Source organism: Nocardia crassostreae (assembly GCF_001613405.1).
GTDB lineage: Bacteria > Actinomycetota > Actinomycetes > Mycobacteriales > Mycobacteriaceae > Nocardia > Nocardia crassostreae.
This window is the reverse complement of the sequence record NZ_BDCH01000029.1, coordinates 101,134-117,217: the sequence shown is the minus strand read 5'-3', so window position 1 is coordinate 117,217 and position 16,084 is coordinate 101,134. Positions and strand designations below refer to the sequence as shown.

The following is a 16,084-nucleotide window of genomic DNA, read 5'->3' as shown; positions in this document are numbered from 1 at the left end:
AAATCCCGCACCCGCACGGCGCATCCTCCCGTGATCGGACCGACTGGCGTCACGGTAGGACGCCAGTGTTGCCGCGACGTTTCGGCGATGCTGCGGCCGCCTCAACTACGGCCCCACACCGTAGATCGCGGCCAAGGTAGGCACCACTATCGCTGGTCGGCCCGTTTCCGGTGGCGGATTCGACGCAACCGCGCGGATCGGTAGGGTGGTCGGGATGAGTCGGCGGATTCCTGTTCTGATCGTGGCCGGATTTCTCGGGGCCGGGAAGACCACGCTGCTCAATCGGCTGTTGCGGAGCCGGAGTGTGCGGATCGGGGTGGTGGTGAACGACTTCGGGGCCGTGAATATCGATGCGATGTTGGTGGCGGGGCAGGTCGATGCCATGGTGTCGCTGGGGAACGGGTGCGTGTGCTGCGCGGTCGATGTGAGTGAGTTGGATGGGCTGTTCGACCGGCTGGCGGAACCGCGGCAGAAGATCGATGTGATCGTGGTGGAGGCCAGTGGGCTGGCGGAGCCGCGGAATCTCATTCGAATGGTGAGCGGGAGCGACAATCCGCGGATTCGGTACGGCGGGCTGATCGAGGTGGTGGACGCGGAGCATTTCGGCGAGAGTCGCGCGCGGCATCCGGAGCTGGGCACGCATCTGCGGATGGCGGATCTGGTGGTGGTGAACAAGGCCGATCGGGTCGAGCCCGGCGCGTTGGAGCAATTGCGAACGGAGATAAGCGAACTCGTCGGCCAGGTGCCGGTGTACCCGACCAGCCACGGGCGGGTCGATCCCGGGCTGCTCTTCGATATCCCCGCACGGGACAGCGGCGAGCCCCACGTCGGTGAGCAACTCAGCTTCGACGAACTCTTCCACGACGAACACGATGAGCACGAACACGATTGCACCGGCCACGAATGCCATGACCACCGGCATCTGCACGACGGCTACGACAGCGTGTCCTTCACCAGCACAACGGATCTCAATCCGCGCGAGCTGATCGCCGGCCTCGAGGACCCGCCGCCCGGCTTGTTCCGCGCCAAGGGCGTCCTGGCCTTCGCCACCGAGGATCAGCGAAAGTTCCTGCTGCACATGGTCGGCCGCCACATCACCATCGAACCGACCACCTGGGCCCGCCACGAGCCCCGAACCAGCACCCTGGTCCTCATAGGCACCGGTCTGGACGCCACCGCCATCACCGCCCGCCTCGACGCCACCGCCCACACCTCCCCCGAGCCCCTCAACGACGAAGCGCTCCTGCCGATCTGGCGCTACGTCACCCCCGAACCCTCCTGGAGCGAGTGACGCCAGTGTGAAACACCCACGACCGGGAGCTGATGGCGGCGACACGCCGATAAACCCCGCCACCATTTCCCGGTCGATGACGTTTCACATTTTCTGACCCCGATGGAACCAACTGGCACGTACGATCAGGTACGTACGCCCGTTGTGTCTCGTTCTCCCTCATAGACAAGGAGTTCGGTCATGGGTTCTGTGCAATTGGTGCTCTCCGCGATTTCCACCGCCATTCAGGCGCTCGGATTGGCGAGCATGTCGGGTGGCCTGTCCTAGCGCCACGATCTACGAAAGCGCCACAACCCACGAGAGCGCCGCGGCTCACGAAACGGGCAGCTCCGGAATTCGGGTGGCCCGCGCGTAGACCGTCTCACCTTCGGCCAGATGCAGCGCTTCGGCGTCACCGCGCGTGACCTGTGCGGTGAAGAGATCGCCGGTGGCGGCATTGCGGAGTTCGACGCGCGCTTCGAAGCCCAGGTGGACGACTCGCTCGACCGTGGCTCTGGTGACGCCCGCGGATTGTGCGGTGCCCTCGTGGGCGGCCAGGGCCATGGACGGGTCGCGGCCGACGCGGATGTCGTGCGGACGGACCATGTGCCCGTTCAGTCTCGCCACCGCGCCCAGGAAGGACATGACGAATTCGTTTGCGGGACGGTCGTACACGTCCTCGGGGCTGCCGACCTGCTCGATGCGGCCCTTGTTCATCACCGCGATGCGGTCGGCCACATCCAGGGCCTCCTCCTGGTCGTGGGTGACCAGCACGGTGGTGACGTGGACTTCCTCGTGCAGGCGGCGCAGCCACTGGCGCAGATCGGCGCGGACCTTGGCGTCGAGGGCGCCGAAGGGCTCGTCCAGCAGCAGCACCTGCGGGTCGACGGCGAGGGCGCGGGCCAGCGCCATGCGCTGACGCTGGCCGCCGGAGAGCTGTGCAGGGAACCGATGCTGGAAGCCGTCGAGGCCGACGATTTCCAGGAGTTCGTCGACCTTCTTCTTGATCTCGGCCTTGGGCCGCTTGCGAATCTTCAGGCCGAAGGCGACATTGTCGCGCACGGTCATGTGCTTGAACGCAGCGTAGTGCTGGAAGACGAAGCCGATATCGCGCTTCTGCGGCGGCACGTGGGTGACATCGCGCCCGGCAATGGTGACGATGCCGTTGTCCAGGGATTCCAGTCCGGCGATCGAGCGCAGCAGCGTCGACTTGCCGGATCCGGACGGGCCCAGCAGCGCGGTCAGCTCGCCGGACGGGATGTCCAGGCTGACGTCATTGAGGGCGGCGAAGGAACCGTAGTTCTTGTTCGCATTGGTCACGGTGATCATTTGGCAGTGCCCCGCTTGCGTTCGAGGAGGGTCATCAGGAGAAGAACAATGAGGGCGATGCCCATGAGCAGGGTCGCCGCCGCGTACGCGCCTTGGGTGTTGTGGTCCTCGTAGCGGCCGTGCACGAGCAGGGTGAGGGTCTGCGATTTACCGGGCAGGGCGGTGGAAACCATGATCACCGCACCGAATTCGCCGAGCGAGCGGGCGACGGTGAGCACCACGCCGTAGGTGAGACCCCAGCGAATGGCGGGCAGGGTGATGCGCCAGAACGTCTGCCAGCGCGAGGCGCCCAGGGTCGCGGCTGCCTGTTCCTGATCGTCGCCGATCTCGTGCAGCACCGGCTCGACCTCGCGCACCACGAACGGCAGCGTCACGAAGATGGTCGCGAGGACCATACCGGGCAGATTGAAGATCACCTTCAGCCCGTGATCCTCGAGCCCGCCGAACCAGCCGCCCGCACCCCAGAGCAGGATGAGCGAGGCGCCGACCACGACCGGCGATACCGCGAACGGCAGATCCACCAAGCCCTGCAATAGATTCCGGCCCGGGAACCGGCCGCGCACTAGCGCGAGCGCGGTGAGAATGCCGAACACCACGTTCACCGGCACCACGATGGCCAGAATGATCATCGACAGGTTGAACGCCGAAATCGCGGCGGGCGTGGAGATCCAGTCGAGGAAGGTCCCGATGCCGTCCTCGAAGGTGCGCCACAGAATGATCACCAGCGGCAGTACCAGCAGAATGAGCAGATACCCCAGCGCCACGGAACGCAGCGAAATACGGGTCAGCGCGGAAAGTTTCATCAGCTCTCCTGCTCCTTGCGCGCCGCGCGGTCCGCGAACAGCCGCAGGATCAGCAGGGTCACGAACGAGATGACCAGCAGCGCAACCGATACCGCGGCGGCATTGACCGGCCGGTCCACCTCGATCTGCTGCTGGATGTACTGCGAGGCCATCTGCGTCTCGCGCGGAATATTGCCGCCGATCAGCACCACCGACCCGTATTCGCCGATGGCGCGGGCGAAGGCCAGCCCGCCGCCGCTGATAATGGCCGGGGCCAGCGTGGGCAGCACGATGCGGCGGAAGGTGGTCAGATTGTCCGCGCCCAGCGAGGCCGCGGCCTGTTCGACCTCCAGATCAACCTCGATGAGCACCGGCTGCACCGAGCGCACCACGAACGGCAGCGTCACGAAGGCCAGCGCCACCACCAGACCCGGCTGGGTGGCATTGAGCTGGATATCGATCGGACTCTGCGGCCCGTACAGCGACAGCAGGACGATGCTGGCCACAATGGTCGGCAAGGCGAACGGCAGGTCGATGAGCGCATTGACGATCCCCTTGCCGGGGAAGTCGTCGCGCACCAGCACCCACGCGATGAGCGTGCCCATCACGACATTGATGACCGCGACGACGATCGAGACGAAGACGGTCACCCGCAGCGAATCGATGGCCGCGGGCGCGGTCACCGCATCCCAGAATCCGGCCCAGCCGTCGTCGAAGGAGGCGACGGTCATGGCCGCCAGGGGCAGCAGCACGATGATGCTGAGCCACAGCACCACCGTGGCGATGCCCAGCGGCCCCACCGAGCCGGTCACCCGCAGCCAGGAGAAGCGTCTCGGGCGGCTGGGCGCGGGTTTTTCCCCCGCCACGCTCGCGCCCTGCCCGGCGCGAGCGTTCCCACTACTGTCGTTCACGTTGCCAAGTATCCTGTGTGGTCCAGCTCACCCGACTACTTGGTGGCCTTGTCGTAGATGATCGCCACGGAGCCCGTGCCCTGCGCGAACAGTTCCTTGTCCACGGTCTTCCAGCCGCCGAGGTCGGCAATGGTCCACAGCTTCTGCGGGGTCGGGAAGTCGTCGGCGAAGGCGGCGGTCACCTTGGGGTCCACCGGCCGGAATCCGGCCTGCGCCCAGGCCAGCTGGGCGGTGGGGGTGAACAGGAAGTCCTTGAAGGCGAGGGCCTGCGTCGGGTTCTTGCTGTTCTTGAGGACCGCGACCGGGTTCTCGATCTTGAAGGTGGTGGGCGGAATGATGTGCTCGATGGGATCGCCCTTGCGCTCGGAGAACAGCGCCTCGTTCTCGTAGCTCAGCAGTACGTCGCCGACGCCCTGCAGGAAGGTGTCGGTGGCCTCCCGGCCCGACTTGGGCTGCACCTTCACGTGATCGGAGGAGACGAGCTGGGACAGGTAGTCCAGCCCGGCCTGCGGGTTCTTGCCGCCATCGCTCTTGGCGGCGTACGGGGCGAGCAGGTTCCACTTGGCCGACCCGGAGGAGAACGGGTTGGGGGTCACCACCTCGACGCCCGGCTTCAGCAGATCGTCCCAATCCTTGATGCCCTTGGGATTGCCCTTGCGCACCACGATGGCGACCACGGAGCCGAAGGGAATTCCCTTGTTGGCGTCGGCATTCCAGCTCGCGTCGACCAGACCGGCATCCACCAGGCGGGTGATGTCGGGCTCGACGGAGAAGTTCACGACATCGGCCTCGGCGCCGTCCTTGACCTTGCGGGACTGATCGCCCGAGGCGCCGTAGGAGCCGAGCACCTCGACGTTCTTACCAGCGTCGGTCTTGGTGAATTCCGGAATCACCTTGTCGAAACCGGGCTTCGGCACCGCATAGCCGTACAGATTGAGCTTGATGTCGGCGCCGCCGCCGGAGGTGTCACCGTTCACCACGTCGCTGGAGCCACCGGCGCACGCGGTCAGCACGGAGGCCACGACCGCGGTGAGCGCCACGGCGACGGAACGACGAGAGAGTCTGGTACTGCGGGACATCGGTAGACCTTTCCTACCGCCCGCCGAGTCGGAGATCATCGGCGGAAATACTGGGGATTGCCGTAGACCCGCCCGGGCGAACGTGGGCGGTCGCGTCATCGGCCCGAGGGCCGCCGGATTACGAGCACAGCTGCGAAAGGCACGCGCGCCAGTCTACTGAGGGGGACGCGCAGCGGAGCTCGGTCGGCAATCAACGACAGTGAATGTCCGCGACCGCGAGGCAGCCCACAGCGATCAACGCCAATTCATGGCGGACCCGGGGCAGAGCACTCGACGACACGGGCGAACTGTAGCAGAGCGCCGCCGTAGGCGGCCAATCCTCGTGAGCACGGCGCCGCGGGTTCATTTCTCGATCATCGGAACGCAATTCCAGATAGTGAGAAGCTCGCGGTGGGGATTCCGCGGTGCTCGCCGCGAACGCGCGGGACATCATCCGCCGCACGCGGCAGTATGTAGGGCGAAGCGGTGCCGCACGGCAACGCACCTGTCCGCTGGGGGAATTCATGACAAGTCCCGACCGCATCCGCCGGGAGTTCCCCGGCATATCCACCCGTGCCTGGGAGCATCCCGCCGACCGCACCGCGCTGGTGACGCTGCGCTCGCTGAGCGGGTTCGACACCGTCCTGCGCACGCTGTCCGGGCTGCTGGCCGAACGGCAGCATCGGCTGCTGTACCTGGCCACGGCGGTGCGGGTGGACGACAAGCAGTTCCGCGAAATCCACCATCTGCGCGAGGACTGCGCGCGCATCTTGGACGCGCACACCAAGCCCGAGATGTTCGTCCTGCAGGATCCGCAGGCCAATGCCTTCACCATCGGCATGGATCAGCCGTTCATCGTGCTCACCACGGGGCTGCTGGATCTGCTCGATCGCGAGGAGCTGCGCTTCGTGGTCGGCCACGAGCTCGGGCACGCGCTGAGCGGGCACGCGGTGTATCGCACCATGCTCATGCATCTCATGCGGCTGGCCGCGGGCATCGGCTGGGTGCCCATCGGCGGGTGGGCGCTGCGCGCCATCATTGCCGCGCTCATGGAGTGGAGCCGTAAATCCGAGCTCTCCGGCGATCGCGCCGGGCTGCTGTGCGGCCAGGACGTGGACGCGTCGGTGCGGGTGCACATGAAGCTGGCGGGCGGTTCTCACGTGGACGAGATGAGCCATGCGGCATTCCTGCAGCAGGCCGATGACTACGACAAGTCCGGCGATCTGCGCGACGGCGTGCTGAAACTGCTGAATCTGGAACTGCAGTCGCACCCGTTCTCGGTGCTGCGGGCGGCGGAGTTGCGCCGCTGGATCACCAGCGGTGACTACGACCGCATTCTGGACGGCCGCTATCCGACCCGGGATCAGGACAAGAACGCCAAGATCGGCGATCAGGTCAAGGAAGCCGCTCGCACCTACCGCCAGAACTTCGACCAGTCCGAGGATCCCCTCATCCGCACCGTGCGCAACCTGGGCAAGGACGCGGCGTCCGCGGTCGGCACGGTGGGACAGGAGGTCAGCGAGACCGTGTCGAAGATCGGCAAACGGTTCAGCGAGTGGCGGGACCAGGGGAATTCGGGGGACTAGCCACCGCCGTCGCTACTCGTCGTCCGCCATGGGCGGGGTCTCGAGGATGTCCAGAACCCATTCCTCGGTGGCGGATTCCGCATCGTCCTCGTCGATGCGGATGCGGTTGGTGAGCCGGACGCCCAGGCCCAGCAGCTGCGCCGCCTTCACCATGTCGACGGCCTCCTCCGGGCCGCAGGTGTGCGTCGCGATCAGGCGCGGCTCGTCGTCGAATTCCTCGTCGACGAGCAGCGTCTCGAGTTCCATGCCTTCATCGGTGGTTGACATGGTGCAGCAAACTACGCGCCGGGTCCGACCGACACGTAGGGAAACCCGATTCGACCTGGTGAACAGCCAGCGAACTCAGCGTGTGAACAGCCAGGCGACCACGACGAGCACGAGCAGGGCGATCAGGGCGAGCTGGACGCGCGAGCGCGGCATCAGGCGGCTTCCTTCCAGGTGCGGCGGGGTTCGGCAACGGGGGCCGCGACTTCCTGCGCCGCCACCCGATCCCGGCCCAGCGTGCGCAGGGCGACGCGCAGCGCACGGTCCAGCAGGTAGGCGATGGCGAAGCAGACGGGCACCATGGCGGCCAGCACCACGGCGAACTGGGGAACGAAGGGCAGACCGGCCACCCACAGTTCGACGCCGTCCCACCAATCAGCAATCCGATGCACGACACCAACCTACGCCCAGAACTCCATGGTGGACGATTCGGGCCGAACGGACAGATCATGGTGTGATGGAGTCCTACGACGAACCGGAGTCGAACGACAGACCGCTCGGCAGTAGCTATGACGGCCCCGGCCCAGGTCCACTGGAGCCGCCTCGGGATTCGGTGGACCGGCCCGATGTGCCGGGCACCGACGGCTACCTGCCATCCGTACCGGTCGGTGTGAGTCATCACTCGCCGTATCCGCCCATCGACGACTACGCCTTCCTGTCCGATTGCGAGACCAACTGCCTCATCGCCCGCAATGGTTCGGTGGAGTGGATGTGCGTGCCGCGGCCGGACTCCCCCAGCATCTTCGGCGCCATGCTGGATCGCAGCGCCGGTCATTTCCGGATCGGCCCCTACGGCCGCAATGTGCCCGCGGCGCGGCGGTATCTGCCCGGCGGGCTGATTGTGGAGACCACCTGGCAAACCGAAACCGGCTGGCTCATCGTGCGCGACGCCCTGGTACTGGGGCCCTGGCACAACAACAAGGCCCGCAGCCGCACCCATCGCCGCACCCCCATGGACTGGGATGCCGAGCACATTCTGCTGCGCACCGTGAAATGCGTGAACGGCACGGTGGAACTGGAGATGAGCTGCGAACCCGCCTTCGACTACCACCGCGGTCCGGCGCATTGGGAGTACAGCGGTGACGTCTACGAGAAAGCAAGCGCCACTTGCGATATCGAAGGCTCCCCCACTCTGACGCTCACCACCGATCTGCGCCTGGGACTGGAGGGCCGGGAGGCGCGCGCCCGCAAGCGCATGCAGGAGGGCGATCAGATCTTCGTGGCGCTGTCCTGGTCGGAGCTGCCGCCGCCGCGCACCTTCGCCGAGGCGGCGGAGAAGATGTGGCTGACCACCGAATGCTGGCGGCAGTGGATCACCCTGGGCCGCTTCCCCGATCATCCCTGGCGCGGGCATCTGCAGCGCAGCGCGCTCACCCTGAAGGGCCTCACCTACGCGCCGACCGGCGCGCTGCTGGCCGCGGCCACCACATCGCTGCCGGAAACGCCGGGCGGAGAACGCAATTGGGACTACCGCTACACCTGGGTTCGGGATTCCAGCTTCGCGCTTTGGGGTCTGTACACCCTCGGCCTGGACCGCGAGGCCGATGACTTCTTCGCCTTCCTGCACGATGTCGCCACCGACGACAATGGCAAAGCCATTCCGCTGCAAGTGCTCTACGGCATCGGCGGCGAACGCCGGATCACCGAATCCGAGCTGACGCACCTGGACGGCTACGACCACGCCCGGCCGGTGCGCATCGGCAATGGCGCCTACAACCAGGATCAGCACGATATCTGGGGCACCCTGCTGGATTCCGTTTGGCTGCACGTGAAGTCACGCCGCCAGGTACCGGAAACCTTGTGGCCCATGCTGGAACGACAGGTGCAGGCGGCAATCGAGAACTGGCGCAATCCCGATCGCGGCATCTGGGAGGTGCGCGGGGAACCGCAGCACTTCACCTGTTCGAAGGTGATGTGCTGGGTGGCGCTGGATCGCGGCGCGAAACTGGCCGAACTGCACAGCGAATTCGACTACGCCAAGAAATGGCGCGATATCGCCGACGAGATCCACGCCGATATCCTCGATCACGGCGTGAACGCCGACGGCATCTTCACCCAGACCTACGGCGGCGACACCCTCGACGCCTCGCTGCTGCTGGTGCCGCTGCTGCGCTTCCTGCCGCCCGAGGATCACCGCGTCCGGGCCACGGTACTGGCCATTGCCGACGAACTCACCGAGAACGGCCTGGTGCTGCGCTATCGCACCGACACCACCGACGACGGCCTCTACGGCGAGGAGGGCTCATTCACCATCTGCTCGTTCTGGCTGGTCTCCGCGCTCGTGGAGATCGGCGAGCTGGCGCGCGCCCGCCAGCTGCTGGAACGACTGCTCGGCTATGCCAGCCCGCTCAAGCTCTATGCCGAGGAGATCGACGCCGTCACCGGCCGCCATCTGGGCAACTTCCCGCAGGCGTTCACCCATCTGGCGCTCATCAATGCCGTCATGCACGTCATCCGGGCCGAGGAATCCAACCGGGCGGGCCAGTTCAACCCGGCCCACCCATGGCGGTAGCGCCCGCTACTCGCTGAGTGCGTCGGCGCGCTCGCGCAGATCGCGCAGGCGCACCAGCGAGGTCTCGATCTCGGTGAGGCGGTATTCGCGGCGCTGCCCGGAGTGCACGGCCGCGGCCTCCTCCGCGGCGCGCAGCGAGGCATCCACCGAACGCAGTGTCTCATTGGCGATCTCGGTGAAATGGTCGCGCAGGCTGCGCTGCACGGCGCGCAGCCGATAGCGGGATTCCTTGGAGACCTGGAAGATCACATCGTCCATGAGCCGGGCCACCGCGAGCTTGCCCTCGGCCTGACGGCGCTGTTTGCGGCCCTTGCGGTACTCCCAGAACGCATTGCCGCCCAGCAGCACGCCCGCGCCCGCGGAATACCAGTTCACCAGGGGCATGCCGAGCAGGCTGGTGGCCAGGCCGACCATGAGGATGCCGCCGTAGGATCCGCGCAGCGAACTCAGGAACCCTTCGGTGACAGCGGGTTTCCCGCTCACCAGCGCGTCGAGGGCGGCCACCGGTTCCAGCACCGCACCCACCTCGCCCGGATTGTCCAGGCGCAGATCGGGCGTGGGAATGCCGCTCTCGGGGAACTTGGCCGCCACCTGCTCGCACAGCTCCACCGAGCGGTAGTGGGCGATGACGAAGTTCTCCTCGACCGCCTCGCAGATCTTGGCGTCCAGATCCGCGCCGAAGTCCTTCCAGCGCTTGGCCGGATCGCGCTTCATGATGTCGGCCTCGGCATCGCGAATCAGGCTGCGCAGGCGGTGGCGCAGATCGTGTTCGGTATCGGCCATCAATTCGGCCGCGCCGTCGGCGAGGGTCACCTGCCAATTGGCGGTGCGCTGGCGAAGTTGCTCGGCTTCCTCACGGGTGCGCCGCAGCTGCTCGGTAATGGCGGAGTAGCGGCGCGGATCGCGCAGGGTTTCGGCCTCGGTGCGCAGGGCCAGGGCCAGATGGTCGGTAATGACGCGAATATCGCCGACGGCGGCCTCGGCGGCCACCGCGTCGGCCCGGCCCAGCACATACCCGCGGAGGTGCTCGAGCAGTTGCGGCACACCGGATTCCAGATCCGAGCGCGGATTGCCCGCCTGATTGTGCAGCAGCGCCGAGGCGGGAGCGACGGCGAAGGCCAGACCGGCCTCATCGAGCAGTTCCCGATCGCGCTGCTGGACCTGCGGCCACTGCGGGTACTGGTCGATCTTGTTGAGCACGCAGATGACCGTCGGGCACACCTGCTGAATGCGCTGGAACTGCGTGATCTGCTCGGGCGTGAACGGCGCGCTGGCATCGGCGACATAGAGGACGGCGTCGGCGGCCGCGATGAGCGACCAGGTGGCCGGGGTCTCCGACGGCGAACCGGGCGCGTCCAGCAGGACGAAACCCTCGGCCAGCAGCGGGCTCGGCTGGGTGAACTCGGCGCGGATGACATCGGAGTTCAGCGCGTCGAGCACGGTCACCGGATCCACCGGCTCGCGTTCGGCGCGACCGCCGTCACCGGCCTTCACCAGGGTGGCGGTGGCCCGCTGCCCGTACTCGGCGATGACCGGCACGCTGACGGCGCTGTCGGTGGCGCTGACTCGCGCCCCGACCAGGCTGTTGACCAGCGTGCTCATACCGCTCTTGGATTCGCCGACCACGACCAGCCGCACCCGCGGATCGGCAATGCGGGCGCGGGCCAGGCCGAGCCGCGAGGTCAGATCGGCGCGGCCCGCGGCGTGGGTGTGCCCGAGCAGCTCGTCGAGCAGCTCCAGCAGCGGGCCCATCGCATCCGGATTCTTCACGACGGCAACGCGTTCGGCGCCGCTCACTGGAGCGTGAGGTCGAGCACACCGGGTGCCGGATGGTGCTCCGCGAAGGTGTCCTCGGCCATGAGATGCGAGGTCAGCGCCACGTCGTGCACGTGGTACAGCGGTTGGGTATCGGCGATAGCCAGCGCGTCGTAGCCCGAATCGGAGACGTCCGCAATGGGTTTCACCGGTTTGGGCAGATCCGGCATCGGCTTGGTGGTCAGCGGCGGCATGGTCGGCACGGTCGCATCCGGCACGTCGATGGTCGGGGGCGTATCGATGGTGGGCGGCGTATCGATGGTCGGGTGGGTGTCGACGGTCGGCACTGTCGGCGCGACGGTCGGCACCGAGACGGTCGTCTGCGGATTGCTCACCGTTGGCTGATGGGTCGGGATCGAATCGTTGTCGTCGGTCGGGACGGTCACGGTCGGGACGTCGACATCGACGTCGTCGGTCGGAACGACCGGCTTCGTGGTGATGCCGTCGCCCGGATCCACCGTGGTGGGCGGGGTGGTGACCGCCGGAGCGGTGGTGCCGCCCGGAGCGGTGGTATGGCCCGGCGCCGTGGTGACCGCGGGCGCGGTGGTGACGCCCGGCAGCTTGGTCGTGGCCGGATCGGTCACGCCCGGCAGCTTGGTGGTGGGCGCCGTCGGCGCGGTGGTCAGCAGCGACGGCGAATCCACCGTCGAGGGGACGCTGATCTGCGGCGCGGAGGTGCCGGGCACGGTGGTCAGCGGCTGGGCGATCATGGTGGCCGGTTTATCGGGCTGGTCCGCGACCGGCGCGGACGGCTGCCGCAGATCCAGCAGTGCGGGAGCGGTCGCCGCGGGGGCCGTCAGCGGTGAGACAGCCGGTGCGGCAAGCACGTTCGCGATCGGCTGCGAGGCGGCATCGGGCTGAATGGTGGTCTGCAGCGGGGTGGTCACCACCGGCTGCGCGACGGCGACGGGCGCCACAGGCGCGGGCGCGACGGCCACGGGGACGACGGCCACGGGGACGACGGGGGCCACGGCCACCGGGGCCACGGGGGCCACCGGAGCGACAGCGACCGGGGCAACCGGAGCGACCGGAGCCGGAGCCGCCGGAGCGACCGGGGCGATCGGGGCCGCCGGGCCCGCGGCGGGCGCGCCGATGCCGACCGCCGGAGCGGAAGGCGCTGCCGGAGCACCGAATCCGGGAGCGGGCGCACCCGGAGCCGTCGCACCGGTGCCAGGACCGGTAGCGCCATTGGGCACACCGTTCGCGGGGGCACCGGCATTGGGCGCGCCGGACGCGGGCGCACCGGCCGGAGCGCCCGTACCGCCCTGCGGATGCTGTTGCGGGCCGGGCGCATTCGCGGCCGCATTCGGCTCATCGAGCGCGCGCACGCCGCCGAGGAACGAGGAGCCGGGCTGGTCGGCCGCATCGGCCCCCTTGTAACCCGGCGCGTGGGCGATGCCGTCGCTGAGATCCTGACCGAACTCGTTGAACTGGTTGCCGATATTGCCGACCGCGATATCGACATTCAGTTCCGAGCGGACCCAGACCCCGTCGAGCCCGGCATGCGCGTCGACTTCCCAGCTGGTCTTGATGAAAGCGCCGAACCCGTCACCGACGCCGACACCGTCGAAAGGTCCGGTGTGCGAGGGATTCTCGAGCCCGGATCCGGGCGGGGCGATGCCGCCGCCGTTCATTCCGGGCAGGTGCAGTCCCTCGGTGCCGGGTAGCTTGAGCCCCTGCATGTTCTGCAGGCCGCCGAAGAAGCCCTCCGAACCGTCGAACAGCGCCGACTCCGGATTGCCCATCGGCAGGCCGAGCGCGGATTCCGAGCCTTCGGAGTGCCCGAGCGGCATGCCCAGCGCATTGTGCGACTCGTTGCCGGAGCCGAGTCCGAAGGCCGGGGCGCCGGATTCGGCCAGGCCGAAACCGGCCATGCTCGCATCGCTCGGGCCGCCGAAATGACCGGGGAAGAATCCGGCATCGGTGCCGTACTGCCCGTTGTCATACGGATCGGCGACCGGCGAGACGCCGCCGCCGGTGTAGGGCGCCGCGTCCTCGGTGAGGTCGGGGAAGGTCACGGTGGGGCTGGGCTCGTCCGGCTTGGGATCGTTCACCTCGGACCAGCCGACATTGCGGCTGTCGTGATTGATCGGCGCGTCATTGCCGCCCCGGCTGCCGCCGGCCGCGATGAGCGCGCCACCGGTGACATACGCGCCTGCCCTGGTGACGCGCGAGACTCCGGTGGCAATGCGGTACGCGGTGTCCCCCGCGTAGTCGTCCGGACCGGATTCATCGTCGAAGGGCAGATCACGTGTCATGAGGCTCCGCTCTCAGGTGAAGCGCGGTCCGCGGCGACGGACCACCGATTCAAAACTCGTTTCACACCCTATTTCCGGATATCCGGTCTGTCACATCCACCAGGTAGGAGACGGTGTGCACAGCGGGGTGAGACTCAGCTTGTCACCCTGCATATCTATACGGAAGCCCCAGTTTTTGGCTGCGTAACGAACCGTACGCAACGTATCAGACCTGCTCACCCCGGAGATCGGAATCCGTTCGGCAGAACCTACCCCGCGATTGGCTTTCACAACAGTGCCCCCGCTGCCAGCAGGCAGCGGGGGCACCGGAATCTCGAGCTACTTCTTCGGCTTGTCGGAGGTCGATTCGGTCGACAGCGCCGCCACGAAGGCTTCCTGCGGCACATCGACGCGACCGATGGTCTTCATCCGCTTCTTGCCTTCCTTCTGCTTCTCCAGCAGCTTGCGCTTACGCGAGATGTCACCGCCGTAGCACTTGGCCAGCACGTCCTTGCGAATGGCGCGAATGTTCTCGCGCGCGATCACCTTGGACCCGATGGCCGCCTGGATCGGCACCTCGAACTGCTGGCGCGGAATGAGCTCGCGCAGCTTGGTGGTCATCTTGTGCCCGTAGGCCTGCGCCGCGTCCTTGTGCACGATGGCCGAGAACGCGTCCACGGCCTCACCCTGCAACAGGATGTCCACCTTCACCAGCGCGGCCTGCTGCTCACCGGCCTCCTCGTAATCGAGCGAGGCGTAACCGCGGGTGCGCGACTTCAGCGAGTCGAAGAAGTCGAAGATGATCTCCGCCATGGGCAGCGTGTACCGCATCTCCACGCGGGTCTCGGACAGGTAGTCCATGCCCAGCAGCTCACCGCGGCGCGACTGGCACAGCTCCATGATGGTGCCGATGAACTCGCTGGGCGCGATGACGGTGCACTTGGTGACGGGCTCGTAGATCTCCCGCACCTTGCCTTCCGGCCAGAACGACGGGTTGGTGACGACGTGCTCGGAGCCGTCCTCCAGGATCACCCGGTAGATCACATTGGGCGCGGTGGAGATCAGGTCCAGGCCGAATTCGCGCTGCAGGCGCTCGCGGGTGATCTCCATGTGCAGCAGGCCCAGGAAGCCGCAGCGGAAGCCGAAGCCCAGGGCCACCGAGGTTTCCGGCACATAGGTCAGCGCGGCATCGTTGAGCTGCAGCTTGTCCAGGGCGTCGCGCAGATCCGGGTAATCGGAGCCGTCGAGCGGGTAGAGACCGGAGTAGACCATGGGCCGCGGTTCGCGGTAACCGGTGAGGGCCTCCTTCGCGCCGTCGCGCGCGGAGGTGATGGTGTCACCGACCTTGGACTGACGCACGTCCTTCACGCCGGTGATGAGGTAGCCGACCTCGCCGACGCCCAGGCCCTGGGTGGGCTTGGGTTCGGGCGAGACGATGCCGATCTCCAGCAGTTCGTGGGTCGCGCCGGTGGACATCATCTTGATCTTCTGGCGCGGGGTGAGCTTGCCATCCACCACACGCACGTAGGTGACGACGCCGCGGTAGGTGTCGTAGACCGAGTCGAAGATCATGGCGCGCGCGGGCGCATCGGCCTCGCCGACCGGCGGCGGCACCTGGCGCACGGCCTCGTTCAGCAGTTCGGGCACGCCGACGCCGGTCTTACCGGAGACGCGCAGCACGTCCTCGGGCTCGCAGCCCACGATGTGGGCGAGCTCGGCGGCATAGCGGTCCGGGTCCGCGGCCGGGAGGTCGATCTTGTTCAGCACCGGGATGATGGTGAGGTCCTTCTCCATCGCCAGGTACAGATTGGCGAGGGTCTGCGCCTCGATGCCCTGCGCGGCGTCCACCAGCAGGATCGCGCCCTCACACGCCTCGAGCGCGCGCGACACCTCGTAGGTGAAGTCGACGTGGCCCGGGGTGTCGATGAGATGCAGGACGTAGTCCTCGCCATCGACCTGCCACGGCAGGCGCACGTTCTGGGCCTTGATGGTGATACCGCGCTCCCGCTCAATATCCATACGGTCCAGGTACTGGGCCCGCATGGCGCGCTCCCCGACCACACCGGTGAGTTGCAGCATGCGATCAGCCAGGGTGGATTTCCCGTGGTCGATATGGGCGATGATGCAGAAGTTCCTGATCCGGGCGGGATCAGTAAACGTCGTATCGGCGAAGCTGCTAATCGGAGTCACTCCTCGGCATGGCGAAACAGCGGCATGTCAACCCAGCAGTCTACGGTGCGCCCCGGGTGAGGTTTTCCATCGGAGCACCCCGTTGCCGAACTGCGGCTGCGCGCAGGCGAATCCGGCCCGGATGAGAACC

13 protein-coding genes are annotated in these 16,084 nt (G+C 67.2%); 3 read left to right on the top strand and 10 right to left on the bottom strand.

What is annotated here, in order from left to right:
• Window positions 1-214 precede the first annotated feature (214 nt).
• Window positions 215-1,291 (top strand): CobW family GTP-binding protein, encoded by a 1,077-nt coding sequence (locus NC4_RS28845; RefSeq protein ID WP_067544426.1) that lies wholly within the window; start codon window positions 215-217, stop codon window positions 1,289-1,291.
• 312 nt (window positions 1,292-1,603) lie between these two features.
• Here the strand turns inward: NC4_RS28845 and NC4_RS28840 are convergent, their stop codons facing one another.
• The 5 genes from NC4_RS28840 to NC4_RS44860 all read right to left on the bottom strand — a co-directional run bounded on the left by NC4_RS28840 (window position 1,604) and on the right by NC4_RS44860 (window position 5,717).
• Complete coding sequence (locus tag NC4_RS28840; protein ID WP_067544424.1) at window positions 1,604-2,599, bottom strand: sulfate/molybdate ABC transporter ATP-binding protein; 996 nt, start codon at window positions 2,597-2,599, stop codon at window positions 1,604-1,606.
• Window positions 2,596-3,402: a sulfate ABC transporter permease subunit CysW gene (gene cysW, locus NC4_RS28835; RefSeq protein WP_067544422.1), complete on the bottom strand. Its 807-nt coding sequence runs from the start codon at window positions 3,400-3,402 to the stop codon at window positions 2,596-2,598. The genes NC4_RS28840 and cysW overlap by 4 nt, the downstream gene beginning before the upstream one ends.
• Complete coding sequence (gene cysT, locus NC4_RS28830) at window positions 3,402-4,292, bottom strand: sulfate ABC transporter permease subunit CysT (RefSeq protein ID WP_084529868.1); 891 nt, start codon at window positions 4,290-4,292, stop codon at window positions 3,402-3,404. The genes cysW and cysT overlap by 1 nt, the downstream gene beginning before the upstream one ends.
• Window positions 4,293-4,327: 35 nt before the next feature.
• Window positions 4,328-5,371: a sulfate ABC transporter substrate-binding protein gene (locus tag NC4_RS28825; RefSeq protein ID WP_067544418.1), complete on the bottom strand. Its 1,044-nt coding sequence runs from the start codon at window positions 5,369-5,371 to the stop codon at window positions 4,328-4,330.
• 190 nt (window positions 5,372-5,561) lie between these two features.
• A complete protein-coding gene (locus NC4_RS44860; protein ID WP_369690799.1) occupies window positions 5,562-5,717 on the bottom strand; it encodes an Ms4533A family Cys-rich leader peptide in 156 nt (51 codons plus the stop codon).
• 157 nt (window positions 5,718-5,874) lie between these two features.
• Between NC4_RS44860 and NC4_RS28820 the strand changes: the two genes are divergently transcribed.
• On the top strand, window positions 5,875-6,936 hold the full coding sequence (locus tag NC4_RS28820) for a M48 family metallopeptidase (protein ID WP_067544798.1): 1,062 nt from the start codon (window positions 5,875-5,877) through the stop codon (window positions 6,934-6,936).
• Between the two features lie 12 nt (window positions 6,937-6,948).
• Here NC4_RS28820 and NC4_RS28815 read toward each other — a convergent pair whose 3' ends face one another.
• Window positions 6,949-7,203, bottom strand: coding sequence for a hypothetical protein (locus tag NC4_RS28815; RefSeq protein ID WP_157555280.1), 255 nt, complete (start codon window positions 7,201-7,203; stop codon window positions 6,949-6,951).
• Between the two features lie 152 nt (window positions 7,204-7,355).
• Window positions 7,356-7,592: a hypothetical protein gene (locus NC4_RS28810; RefSeq protein WP_067544414.1), complete on the bottom strand. Its 237-nt coding sequence runs from the start codon at window positions 7,590-7,592 to the stop codon at window positions 7,356-7,358.
• 65 nt (window positions 7,593-7,657) lie between these two features.
• Between NC4_RS28810 and NC4_RS28805 the strand changes: the two genes are divergently transcribed.
• Complete coding sequence (locus NC4_RS28805; protein WP_084529867.1) at window positions 7,658-9,712, top strand: glycoside hydrolase family 15 protein; 2,055 nt, start codon at window positions 7,658-7,660, stop codon at window positions 9,710-9,712.
• A gap of 6 nt (window positions 9,713-9,718) precedes the next feature.
• Here the strand turns inward: NC4_RS28805 and NC4_RS28800 are convergent, their stop codons facing one another.
• From NC4_RS28800 to lepA, 3 genes are all read right to left on the bottom strand, one after another.
• Window positions 9,719-11,482: a dynamin family protein gene (locus NC4_RS28800; protein WP_245721991.1), complete on the bottom strand. Its 1,764-nt coding sequence runs from the start codon at window positions 11,480-11,482 to the stop codon at window positions 9,719-9,721.
• 23 nt (window positions 11,483-11,505) lie between these two features.
• Window positions 11,506-13,785 (bottom strand): hypothetical protein, encoded by a 2,280-nt coding sequence (locus NC4_RS28795; RefSeq protein WP_067544406.1) that lies wholly within the window; start codon window positions 13,783-13,785, stop codon window positions 11,506-11,508.
• Window positions 13,786-14,103: 318 nt separating this feature from the next.
• Window positions 14,104-15,954 carry a translation elongation factor 4 gene (lepA, locus tag NC4_RS28790; RefSeq protein ID WP_084529866.1) on the bottom strand — a complete coding sequence of 617 codons (1,851 nt, stop codon included), beginning with the start codon at window positions 15,952-15,954 and terminating at the stop codon, window positions 14,104-14,106.
• Window positions 15,955-16,084 lie beyond the last annotated feature (130 nt).

Coding starts and splice junctions, on each gene's coding strand:
- NC4_RS28845 (WP_067544426.1), top strand. CDS start 215: ATGAGTCGGCGGATTCCTGTTCTGATCGTGGCCGGATTTCTCGGGGCC.
- NC4_RS28840 (WP_067544424.1), bottom strand. CDS start 2,599: ATGATCACCGTGACCAATGCGAACAAGAACTACGGTTCCTTCGCCGCC.
- cysW (WP_067544422.1), bottom strand. CDS start 3,402: ATGAAACTTTCCGCGCTGACCCGTATTTCGCTGCGTTCCGTGGCGCTG.
- NC4_RS28825 (WP_067544418.1), bottom strand. CDS start 5,371: ATGTCCCGCAGTACCAGACTCTCTCGTCGTTCCGTCGCCGTGGCGCTC.
- NC4_RS44860 (WP_369690799.1), bottom strand. CDS start 5,717: ATGAACCCGCGGCGCCGTGCTCACGAGGATTGGCCGCCTACGGCGGCG.
- NC4_RS28820 (WP_067544798.1), top strand. CDS start 5,875: ATGACAAGTCCCGACCGCATCCGCCGGGAGTTCCCCGGCATATCCACC.
- NC4_RS28815 (WP_157555280.1), bottom strand. CDS start 7,203: ATGTCAACCACCGATGAAGGCATGGAACTCGAGACGCTGCTCGTCGAC.
- NC4_RS28805 (WP_084529867.1), top strand. CDS start 7,658: ATGGAGTCCTACGACGAACCGGAGTCGAACGACAGACCGCTCGGCAGT.
- NC4_RS28795 (WP_067544406.1), bottom strand. CDS start 13,785: ATGACACGTGATCTGCCCTTCGACGATGAATCCGGTCCGGACGACTAC.